8 protein-coding genes are annotated in these 11156 nt (G+C 68.6%); 6 read left to right on the plus strand and 2 right to left on the minus strand.

The window, feature by feature from the left end; translation table 11 throughout:
• Positions 1-2093 (plus strand): DUF3418 domain-containing protein (locus tag DVT68_RS15195; protein ID WP_233523504.1); only part of this gene is annotated, 2093 nt, incomplete at its 5' end.
• A gap of 88 nt (positions 2094-2181) precedes the next feature.
• On the opposite strand, the gene DVT68_RS15200 is transcribed toward DVT68_RS15195, so the two are convergent.
• Positions 2182-2670, minus strand: a complete 489-nt coding sequence (locus DVT68_RS15200; RefSeq protein WP_114825955.1) for a hypothetical protein — start codon at positions 2668-2670, stop codon at positions 2182-2184.
• A gap of 112 nt (positions 2671-2782) precedes the next feature.
• Here DVT68_RS15200 and DVT68_RS15205 point away from each other — a divergent pair, with 112 nt between their 5' ends.
• The 5 genes from DVT68_RS15205 to DVT68_RS15225 all read left to right on the plus strand — a co-directional run bounded on the left by DVT68_RS15205 (position 2783) and on the right by DVT68_RS15225 (position 10682).
• Complete coding sequence (locus tag DVT68_RS15205; protein WP_114825956.1) at positions 2783-4918, plus strand: bifunctional (p)ppGpp synthetase/guanosine-3',5'-bis(diphosphate) 3'-pyrophosphohydrolase; 2136 nt, start codon at positions 2783-2785, stop codon at positions 4916-4918.
• Positions 4919-4995: 77 nt separating this feature from the next.
• A complete protein-coding gene (locus DVT68_RS15210; RefSeq protein WP_114825957.1) occupies positions 4996-6741 on the plus strand; it encodes a hypothetical protein in 1746 nt (581 codons plus the stop codon).
• A 10-nt stretch (positions 6742-6751) separates the two neighbouring features.
• Positions 6752-7594, plus strand: coding sequence for an SDR family oxidoreductase (locus DVT68_RS15215; RefSeq protein WP_114825958.1), 843 nt, complete (start codon positions 6752-6754; stop codon positions 7592-7594).
• Positions 7595-7821: 227 nt separating this feature from the next.
• A complete protein-coding gene (gene mrcB / locus DVT68_RS15220; protein WP_425477514.1) occupies positions 7822-10149 on the plus strand; it encodes a penicillin-binding protein 1B in 2328 nt (775 codons plus the stop codon).
• Positions 10150-10151: 2 nt separating this feature from the next.
• Entirely contained in the window at positions 10152-10682 is a 531-nt protein-coding gene (locus tag DVT68_RS15225) for a tetratricopeptide repeat protein (protein WP_114825959.1), read from the plus strand.
• 68 nt (positions 10683-10750) lie between these two features.
• Here the strand turns inward: DVT68_RS15225 and DVT68_RS15230 are convergent, their stop codons facing one another.
• Positions 10751-11128 (minus strand): VOC family protein, encoded by a 378-nt coding sequence (locus DVT68_RS15230; RefSeq protein WP_114825960.1) that lies wholly within the window; start codon positions 11126-11128, stop codon positions 10751-10753.
• Positions 11129-11156: the final 28 nt, after the last annotated feature.

Raw genomic sequence — 11156 nt, forward strand, 5'->3', positions numbered from 1 at the left:
GTCCGGGCGAGCACCCGCCCCTCACCCCAGCCCTCTCCCCACAGGGGAGAGGGAGCGACGAGGACGAGGCCGCGCGCCAATACGAAGCCATTCACCGCAGCCTGCTCGCCGGACTGCCCACCCAGGTGGGCCACAAGGACGAGAAGGGCGTTTACCGCAGCACGCGTGAACGTCGCTTCCAGGTCTTCCCCGGCTCATCGCTCTCCAAGGTTCCGCCGAACTGGGTCTTCGCCGCGCAGATCCTCGACGTGGGCGGCCGCGTGTGGGGCATGATGTGCGCCCGCGTCGAGCCGCTGTGGATCGAACAGCAGGCGGCGCACCTGTTGCGTTCCTCATGCCGCGATGCGCACTGGTCGCGCAAGCGTGGCCACGTGGTGGCCTACGAGCAGGTGAGCCTGTTCGGCCTGACCCTGGTCGAACGTCGCCCGGTGACTTTCCAGCAGCAGGATCCGGTGCTGGCCCACGAGATCTTCCTGCGCGAGGCGCTGGTCCGTTGCGACATCGATGCGCGCGCCGATTTCGTGCGCGCCAACCAGCGTGTGCTGGAGGATGCGCGCGGCATCGAGGCCAAGCAGCGACGCGAAGGCCTGCTGCGTCATGAGGACGAACTGGTCCGCTTCTTCGAGGGCAAACTGCCGCAGGATGTGGCCGACAGTCGCGCGCTCGATGCGTGGTATCGCAAGGCGCGCCCCGCCGAGCAGGCCGCACTGCGCTGGTCGCTCGATGATGTGATGAGCGGCGGCGCCGGGCTCGATCCCAAGGCGTTCCCGGCGTCGCTCGATGTGCCCCCGCAAAAATATCGCCTCGAATACCGCTTCGTGCCGGGTGATGACGCTGATGGCGTGACGCTGCACCTGCCGTTGGCGATGTTGAACGCCTTGCCGGCTGCGCGTTCCGAGTGGCTGGTGCCGGGACTGCTGGCCGAGAAAGTGGCCGAGCTGATCCGCGGCCTGCCCAAGGTGCTGCGCCGCAACTTCGTGCCGGCGCCGGATTTCGCGCGCGCCTTCGCCGAGGCGGAAGCACCGCGCGACGAATCTCTCACCAAGGCGTTGGCTGCGTTCCTCAAGCGCGCCACCGGGGTGGAAGTGAGCGCCGCCGAGTTCGACGTGGTGGAACTGCCGGCGCATTTTCGCATGCGCTATCGCCTGCATGACGAACAGGGCAAGACGCTGGCAACGGGCCGTGATCTCGCCGCGATCCGCGCGCAATGGGAGGGGCAGGCGCGCGAGGCGTTCTCTCGCAAGACCGACATCGAGCTGACCCGCGAGGACATCGCCAGTTGGGATTTCGAGGAGATCCCTGCGCAGGTGCGCTCGGCCGGTGGCCTGCTGGCCTATCCCGCGCTGGTGGATCTCGGCGATGCGGTGGCGTTGCGCGTGTTCGAGCGCAGCGACGAGGCGCGTGAGGCGCATGTGCAGGGCGTGGTGCGCCTGCTGCGCAATGCGCTGGCCAGCGACATGAAGCAGGCGCGGCGACGCTTGCCGGTCGGCAATCCGCTGGCCCTGAAGTACGCGCCGCTCGGTGGCGTTGATGGGTTGCGTGAAGACCTGGTGGAAGGCGGCTTCAGCGACCTGCTGCAGCGCCATGCGCTCGACGTGCGCACTGCCGGCACGTTCCAGGCCTTGCACACGCAGGCGGCACGCGAGCTGTTCGGCGCGGCGGTGGAGCGGCTGAAACTGGCCGAGCCGATCATCGAGGCGCAGGCGGATCTGAAGTCCTGGCTGCAACCGCCGCTGATGGGCTTCGCACGCGCCAGCTACGACGACCTGCGCGAACAGTTTGACGCCTTGCTGACGCCAGGCTTCCTGCGCGAGTTGCCCACGTCACGCCTGGCCCACTATCCGCGTTACCTCAAGGCCATGCGGCTGCGCGCCGAGCGGCTGCGCCAGGACCCGGTCAAGGACCAGCAGCGCATGCTGCAGGTGCTGCCGTTCTGGCGCGACTACCTCAAGCATCGTGCGGCCGGCACGGAGGGGCTCGACGAACTGCGCTGGCTGATCGAGGAGTGGCGTGTGTCGCTGTTCGCGCAGGAGCTGAAGACGGCGGAGCCGGTGTCGGCGAAGCGACTTACCCGCGCGCTGGAAAACCTGTAGCAACTTCTCATTCAGCGTCATCCCTGCTTCCGCAGGGATGACGGTGAAGCTGGCGATAAAGCTGGCGATAAAGCGCCTTGCAGTGCGCTTACTTCACCCGCACCACGCTGGTCGTGTCATTGCAGCCATCGACCGCCATCATCCAGTTGCCCAGCAGCGAGCGACGGATCTGCACTTTCGGGTTGGTGCTGGTCATGCACGAGATGCGCGTAGAGTCGGCCTGCTTCCAGACCTGGCCGTTGTCGAGGGTGAATTCGCCATGGCCGTTGAAGCCTGCGAACTCACCCTGCACGCGCGCCTGCACCGGGCCGGCCTTCTCCTTGCTGGGGTAGAACACCGGCTTGCCGGACTCGTCGACCGTCTTGGTCACCTCCTTGGTCACTACCTTGGGGTGGCCGCTCAGCCAGGCGTCGAGGTTCTTGAGTTCGTCCGGGCTGAGCTTGTCCAAACCGGCCGCCTTGAATTCCTCCGGGCTCATGCGCTGCTGCAACGGCACGTACTGGTCGGCAGCGAAGGACAGCGCGGGAACGGCGAGGGCGGCACTTATCAGCAACGGCAGCAGGCGGACCAGACGCATGGGGCAATCCTCTCGAACGGGGAAGAAACGTCGCCGGCGCAGCATACACGGCATGAACCGCCGGTTCATGCGCGGGCGGGGGCAACTGCCCTGCCTGCACTAGAATGACGTCATGGTCCAGGCCGCCCTCACCACCAGCTCGGGTCTAACCCCATGGCGCGATCGTGCCGGCAGCGTGTCGCCCGTGCTGGGCGCAGCGCTGGAGGCGTGCGCCAGCGTGCCGGTGAACCAGGCGCAATGCGCGGACATCCTCGATCTGCTGGCCATGCTTGGCTGCGACGCGCAGACCCAGGCCGCCGCCCTGTGGTTCGAAGTGTCACGAGTGGATCCGGCGCTGTGGGCGCAGCGCGAGGCGAGTCTGCCGGCTGAACTGCAGCGCTTGGTCGCCGGTCAGGTGGCCGCCGAGCGGGTGTGGGCGCTGCACGCCCAGCATGGCGCCGACCGCGGAGCCGAAGGCCTGCGGCGCCTGCTGCTGGCGATCATCCGCGACCTGCGCGTGGTGTTCATCCTGCTGGCGCGCCAGCTCGCCCGCATGCGCGCGGCCAGCACGATGCCGGAAGCCGAGCGGCAGGCGCTGGCGCGGCTCACCCGCGACATCCATTCGCCGCTGGCCAACCGCCTCGGCATCTGGCAACTGAAGTGGGAGCTGGAGGACCTCAGCTTCCGCTACCTGCAACCGGACACCTACAAGCGCATCGCGCGCCTGCTCGACGAACGGCGTGTGGACCGCGAGGACTTCATCCGCGAGTCGGTCGACGTGCTGCGCACCGCGCTCGAGGCCGCCGGCATCCATGCGGATCTGGCCGGCCGCCCGAAGCACATCTATTCGATCTGGAAGAAGATGCAGCGCAAGTCGCTGGAGTTCTCCGATCTCTACGACATTCGCGCGGTGCGCGTGCTGGTGGGCAGCGTGGCCGACTGCTACGGCGCGCTTGGGGTGGTGCACACGCTGTGGCCGCACCTGCCGGGCGAGTTCGACGACTACATCGCGCGCCCCAAGGGCAACGACTACCGCTCGCTGCACACCGCGGTGATCGGCCCGCGCGGCAAGACGCTGGAAGTGCAGATCCGCACCCACGACATGCACCGCGTCAACGAGCTGGGCGTGGCCGCGCACTGGCGCTACAAGGAAGGTGGCAGTGGCGACAGCGAGTTCGAGGCGAAGATCGCCTGGATGCGTCGCCTGCTCGAACCACGTCCGGACAGCGAGGGCGACCTGGCCGCGGAGCTGCAGACCGAGCTGCTGGAAGACCGCGTCTACGTGCTCACCCCCAAGGGCGAGGTGGTCGACCTGCCGCATGGCGCCACCGTGCTGGATTTCGCCTACCACGTGCACACCGAGGTGGGGCACCGCTGCCGCGGCGCCAAGGTCAACGGGCGCATCGTCCCGCTGACTTTCCAGCCCAGCAGTGGTGATCGCGTCGAGGTGCTCACCGCCAAGGTGGCCGAACCCAGCCGCGACTGGCTGTCGGCACATCACGGTTACCTGCATACCTCCCGCGCGAAGGAGAAGGTTCGCACGTGGTTCCGGCGCATCGCGCACGACGCCAACCTGGCGGCGGGCCGCGCGATGTTCGAAAAGGAGATCAGGCGCCTGGCCCTGCCGGCGGCGGATATCGGCAAGCTGCCTGCGCATTTCCACCTGAAGACGCATGACGAGCTGCTGGTCGCTCTCGCGCTCGGTGAGGTGGCTCCCGGCCAGATCGCGCGCGTGCTGCAGGAGGCTGCTGCCCCCGCGCCGGCGGTCACGCAGTCGGCGACGCCGACGGCGCAACGGCATTCGGTGCGCGATCAAAGCGCACTGAGCATCGAGGGCGTCGGCAACCTGCTCACCACGCTGGCGCGCTGCTGCCAGCCGCTGCCTGGCGACGCCGTGCGCGGCTTCGTCACCAAGGGGCGCGGCGTATCCGTGCACCGCGCCGACTGCGCCAGCCTGGCCCGCCTGGCCAAGCGCGATCCCGATCGCGTGATCGAGGTGGAGTGGGGCAAGGCGGCCGCGCAGGCCTATGAGGTGGACATCGAACTGCGCGGCTACGACCGCAAGGGCCTGCAAAAGGACGTCACCAGCCTGATCAGCAACGCCAGCGTCCACATCATCGCCTCCTCCAGCCGGGTGTTCACCCGTACCGGTGAAGTGGAGATGCGCTTCACGCTGCGCGTGCGCGATTTCGAACAGCTTTCCGGCCTGCTGGCCCGGCTGGCTGCCTTGCCCAACGTGGTCGACGCCCGCCGCATCAGCGCCGGCTGAATACCGCGCGCAGACCGCACAGTGGCGGCCCTTCGCAATGCTAAGCTGCCGGCGATTGATCCCAACCCAGTGAACCCATGAACGGACGCAAAGACCAGCACGACCACGGTTCGCAGGGCCGCACTGAGCCCACGCTGGGTGACCTCGACCATCTCGAGACTCAGGCTCCGTCATCCAGGCCGGCGCCGTCATCCAGGCCGGACCCTTCCGCCAAAGAAGACAATGGCCTGCCCAGGTTCACGCTCGAACCGGAGCTGCGCCGAAAGACGACGGCGCGCCCGACGGCCACGCGTCCGCGCCGCCGCGGATGGCTGATCCCGGTGGCGCTGCTGGTGGTGATCGGCGTCGGCACCTCGCTATGGCTTGGGCAGGACCGGCTGCGCGGTCTCGTGCCCAGCACCGAACTCGACGGCGTGCTCGGTCGCGCCGAATCCGCGTTGCAGGAAGGCCATCTGGACGGCAATGACGGCACCAGCGCCCGCGAGCTGTTCGAGGCGGCCCGCGCCTTGCAGCCGGACAATGACCGCGCCCGTGACGGCTTGCGCAGGGTGGGGCAGGCCGAAATCGCCCGCGCCGATGCCGCCCTCCAGGCAGGCAAGCTGGACGAGGCCGACCAGGCCCTGGCGACGGCGCGCGAGCTTCTTGGCGGCGGCAGCGACGTGGACCGCCTGGCCCAGGCGCTGGCCACCGCACGCAATGGCTCGGTGAAGACTGATCAGCTGATCGAACAGGCCCAGGCGGCGTTCGATGCAGGCAAGTTCGATGGCGACGATGGCGCCGGCGCGCTTTATCGCAAGGTGCTCAGCGCCGATCCCAACAACGCCGTCGCGCAGCATGGCCTGGACAAGGTCGGCGATGCGCTGGGCGAGCAGGCGCACAAGGCGCTGGACGCGGGCGATCGCGCCACGGCTTCAGCGCTGGTCGATCGCCTGGCCGTGCTGCTGCCCAACTACGGTGAACTGCCGGCATTGCGCGCCGCGCTGGTGCAGGCCGGCGAGCAGGACAGCGGCCAGCTCAGCGACGCCCTCAAGGCGGGCCAGGATGCGCTGCGCGCCGGACGCATCGCCGGCGATGGCGGCGACACCGCACTGGCGCATTTCAAGGCGGCGCTGACGATTGACCCGGAAAACGCCGACGCCAAGGCTGGCCTCGGCCAGGTGGCGCAGGCCCTTATCGTGCAGGCCAATGCCGCGCTCGATGGCGGTGACACCACGCACGCGCGCCAGTTGCTCGATCAGGCAGCGGAACTGGCGCCGCATGCGCCGGAACTGGCGGAGGCCCGTGCGCGCATGGGCGACGAACACAAGACTGCCGGGGGCCAAGCCACTGGCGTGGTGGCCTCCGGTGAAAGGGGCGGACTGGTGCACCCGCCGTTGACGCCGCAGCAGGCGAGCGACCTGGCGCGCACCATCCAGCGCGCTGACGCCGCCGCGCAGCAGGGCAAGTTCATGTTGCCGCCCGGCGAAAGCGCCTACGACCTGTACCGCCAGGCGCTGGAAGTGGACGCCAACAACGAAGCGGCCCGCCGTGGCCTGGAAGGCCTGCCCTCGCTTGTGCAGGCGCAGTTCAACCAGGCGCTTGCAGCCGGCCGCCTGTCGGTCGCGTCCGATCGCCTGGCCGACCTCAGCGACCTGTCGCCCGGCGATGCCCAGCAAGGCGTGTTGCGTCAGCGGCTGGCCGGCGCCTGGATGGACCAGGCCGAGCAGCAGCTGCAGAGCGGCGACCGCGCTGGCGCCGCCCAGTCGCTGGACAGTGCGCGCAAGCTCGCTCCGGGCAACCCGCGCCTGACCGCGCTGGTGGCGCGGCTGCAGGCCGGCACCTGAGGGCGCGCGCATGAGCGTGGTGGTCTTTGGAGCCAGCAGCCAGATTGGACGTTTCCTGCTGCCGCGCCTGCTGGCGCGCGGCGAAACGGTGCGCGCGCTCAGCCGCCGGGCCCACGCCAATGAGCTCGGTCTCAGCTGGGTGGAAGGGAAATTGCCTGATCGCGTGCCCGATCTGGGGCGGCCGCTGGTGCTGGTCAGCTTCGGTCCGTTGCTGCCGTTCGCCCAATGGCTGGCCGCCACCACGCTGTCGCCGGGAACGCGGGTGATCGCCACCAGCTCCATGAGCGCGGAAACCAAGCAGGCCTCGGACGTGCCGGCTGAGCGTGCGATCTCGCAGGCGCTGCGTGATGGCGAAGCGGCTCTCGCCGCCGCCTGCGAACGGCAGGGCGCCCTGTGGACGATCTTTCGTCCCACCCTCATTTACGGCGCCGGCCTGGACAAGAGCCTCACCCCGATCGCCCGTCGGGCGATGCGCCTGCATGTGTTTCCGCTGCCGGCCGGTCGCGGCCTGCGCCAGCCTGTGCATGCCGACGATATTGCCGCGGCTGTGGTTGCGGCGCTGGACCATCCCGAGGCGGCCGGCCGCGTGCTGCCCCTGGGCGGCGGCGAGCGGCTCACCGCCGGTGAGATGTTCGCCCGGGTGCAGCGCAGCCTGCCGGTGTCTACGCTGCCTGTGCCGGTGCCGGCGTGGGTGCTGCGCCTGGGCCGCCATGCCGTGCCGCGCCTGCGCGGTCCGCTGACCCGTCTGGAAGCCAATCTGGTGGCCGACAACGGCGAGCTGCAGCGATTGCTCGGCGTCACGCCCCGCCCGTTCCGCCCCGATGCCGCCTGCTGGACTCCACCGGTAGTTTAGGGAGCCGAAGAATCACCCTTCTTGGCCGCTGTCCTGGGCAATCCGGTCCGCTCAAAGACACTAGATGCCAGCCTTCGCTGGCATGACAGGGCTTGAGGGGCGTCGCCGCGCCAGCCTTGAGCCCCGCCGCCGCCCGTACACCGCCACAAATCGGGGCTGGCGTTCAGATGCCCGCCGGGCTGCAGGTCCTATGATCCCGTGGCCTTCCTGTTCAGGAATCCTCCTCTTTGTCCTTTTTCGCCCGCCTTCGAGAGTTCGCCAGCGCCGTATGGCCCTGGGTGCGCATCCCGTTCTGGATCTGCATGGGCCTGCTGTTCGGCTTCGTGCTGCCCTACACACTGGTGTTGAACAAGCGCGTGCAGGACCGCTTCAACGACCTGGTGTTCGCCGTGCCCACGCGCGTTTACGCGCGCCCGCTGCCGCTTGCCGCTGGCACGCCGATGACGCCGGCGGCGCTGGAGCTCGAGCTCACCTTCGCCGGCTACGGCAATGATGGCCACGGCCAGGTGGCCGGGACCTGGGCCAAGGACGGCGGCAGCTACACCATCGCCTCGCGCGGCTATGCCGGCCCCGATGGCGGCGAAGTGCCCAAGCGCATCCGCGTGACGCTGGGCAAGGGGCAGGTGGCCAACGTCAAGGACGTGGCCTCCGGCAAGCCGCTCGAGATCACCCACCTCGACCCCGCGCGCATCGCCACCGTGTACGGCTCGCAGCAGGAAGAACGTCGCATCGTGCGCCTCGCCGACGTGCCGCCGCTGCTGCTCGGCGGCCTGCAGGCGGTGGAAGACCGCGACTTCAAGCATCACTTCGGCATCGACCTCACCGCGATCCTGCGCGCCTCCTTCGCCAACCTGCGCGCGGGCCACACCGTGCAGGGCGGCTCCACGCTGACCCAGCAGCTGGTGCGCAACCTGTTCCTCGACCGCGAGCAGAACTTCACGCGCAAGTTCAACGAAGCGCTGATGTCGATCCTGATCGAGGCGCACTACGACAAGAGCCGCATCCTCGAGGCTTACGTCAACGAAGTGTTCCTCGGCCAGCAGGGCAGCCAGGCGGTGCACGGTTTCGCGGCGGCGTCGGAGTTCTACTTCGGCCGGCGCATGGAAGACCTCAAGCCGCAGGAGATGGCGCTGCTGATCGGCATGGTGAAGGGACCCAGCTATTACGATCCGCGCCGCTACCCCGATCGCGCGCTGTCGCGCCGCAACCTGGTGCTGGACCAGTTCCAGGAGACCGGCCTGATCACCGCCGATCAGACCGCCGCCTACAAGGCCACACCGCTGGGCATCGTCACCAACGGCCAGCTGCCGCACAACCGCTTCCCGGCCTTCATGCAGCTGGTGCGTGAGCAGATCACCGGCGACTTCGATGACGAGATGCTTTCCCAGGGCAACCTCAGCATCTTCACCACGCTCGATCCTGCCGCCCAGCTGTATGCGGAGCAGGCCATCGCCACGACCGCGGCGGGGCTGGGCAAGCGCGGCGAGGCGGCGCAGGCCGCGGCGGTGGTGACAGAAGCGCAGACCGGCGCCGTGCTGGCCATCGTCGGCAGCAAATCGCCGGGCGACCAGGGCTTCAACCGCGCGCTGGATGCGCGTCGCCCGATCGGTTCGCTGGTGAAGCCGCTGGTGTACCTGGTGGCGTTGACCAATCCTGAGCGCTGGAACCTGGGCAGCCCGGTGGAGGATTCACCGATCAGCATGCGCCAGGCCGACGGCAGCTACTGGACGCCCAAGAACGACGAAGGCGACGTGCATGGCGCCGTGCCGATGATCGATGCGCTGGTGCACTCGTGGAACCTGGCGACGATCAACCTCGGCATGAACATCGGCGTGTCGCGCATCAAGGCCTTCCTGGAGTCGTTTGGCCTGACCGACGTGACCCCGAGTCCGTCGCTGCTGATTGGCGCAGTCGACCTGTCGCCGCTGCAGGCGACTCAGCTCTACCAGTACATCGCCGCGGACGGCCACGCGTTGCCGTTGTTGGCGGTGCGCGGCGTGGTCGATGGCAATGGCCAGACGGTCAAGCGCTACGAGGTGAAGACCGGCGCCGGCGAATACCAGCCGGCCGTGCGCCTGGTGAAGTGGGCCATGCAGCAGGTGGCGCGCTCGGGCACGGCCGCTTCGATCGGTACCTCGGGCCTGGCCTATCTCAACGCGGCGGGCAAGACCGGTACCAGCAACGACATGCGCGACAGCTGGTTCGCGGGCTTCACCGGCGATCACCTCGCGCTGTTCTGGATGGGCCGCGACGACAACAAGCCGAGCGGCCTCTATGGCGCCACGGGCAGCTTGCGCGCGTGGCAGGAGTTGTTCCGCAAACTGCCCACGCGGCCGCTGTCCGCTGCGCCGGGCGAAGGCCTGGAGATGGCCTGGATCAATACCGCCGACGGCAAGCGTTCGGAGGAAGGATGCGAAGGGGCGCGTCTGTTGCCGGTCGTCGCCGGTACACTGTCACAGGACGCCGAAGGCTGCTTCTGGCAGCACGTCGGCAATCTCTTTGGCGGCGGTGAGTCCTCCCCCGCGCCAGCCCCCGCTCCACCTGTCCAGGATTGAACATGTCCCGTCGCTCCCGTCATCTCATTGCCGCCCCTGCCGCGCTCGCCGTGGCGCTGCTGGCTGCGTGCAGCCAGCCCGTGGCGCCCTCGCAGGCCACGCGCCCCTCGGTGTCCGACGAGCAGATGCTGTCGTCCATCCATGCCGCGGGTGACAAGGAGAAATCGGTGATCGACGTGAACCCCCTGCGTGATCCTGGCGTGGCGGCGCTGCAGGATGCCGCCGACGGCGACTTGCGCACGGGCCAGTACCAGGCCGCGGCGGTCAAGCTCGACCAGGCGCTGAAGATCAGCCCCAATTCGCCGGACCTGCTGCAGGACCGCGCCGAACTGGCGATCCGCCTGAGGGATTACGCCAGCGCGGAGCAGTTCGCGCATCGCTCGTGGGAGCTGGGTCCCAAGCTTGGGCCGCTGTGCGCGCGCAACTGGCAGACCATTGCCGAGCTGCGCCAGCGCGCGGGCGACGAGGCGGGCGCTTCCAACGCGATCAAGTCGGTCACGCAGTGCCACGTTGAAGGGATACAGCGTTACTGAGCCGCTCCTTCTTCGTGCAGGAGCGCACGCTGCGCGCGCTCCTGCAGAGATGGCCGGCTGCGTGACGGCTAGCGCCGCCGCTCCTCCATCAGGCCCACCAGGTTTCCATCCGGATCGCGCAGGAAGGCCAGCCACAATGTGTGGTCGGACAGCTCGGCGGTAGCCTGCGGCTCGCGTTCGCCCACCGCGCCCCGGTCGAGCAGGGAGGTGAAGGTCTTTTCGATGTCGGCGACCTTGAAGTACAGGATGGAGTTGGCTCCCACCGCGCCTGCGCCCTGTGGCGTGGACAGCATCAGGCGCACGCCGCCGCTGTCGAGGAACGCGAGGTTGGGCGCCGGACGGAACAGGAATGGCAGCCCGAGAATGTCGCGATAGAACGACAGCGCCGCATCGACGTCGCTGACCGTGATGGCGATCTGGCCAATGCCGGTAATGGCGGTGGACATGGCGCGGCTCCGCTGGGCATCGCGAGCA

Origin of the sequence: Dyella solisilvae (assembly GCF_003351225.1) — a bacterium.
GTDB classification, from domain to species: Bacteria; Pseudomonadota; Gammaproteobacteria; order Xanthomonadales; family Rhodanobacteraceae; genus Dyella; species Dyella solisilvae.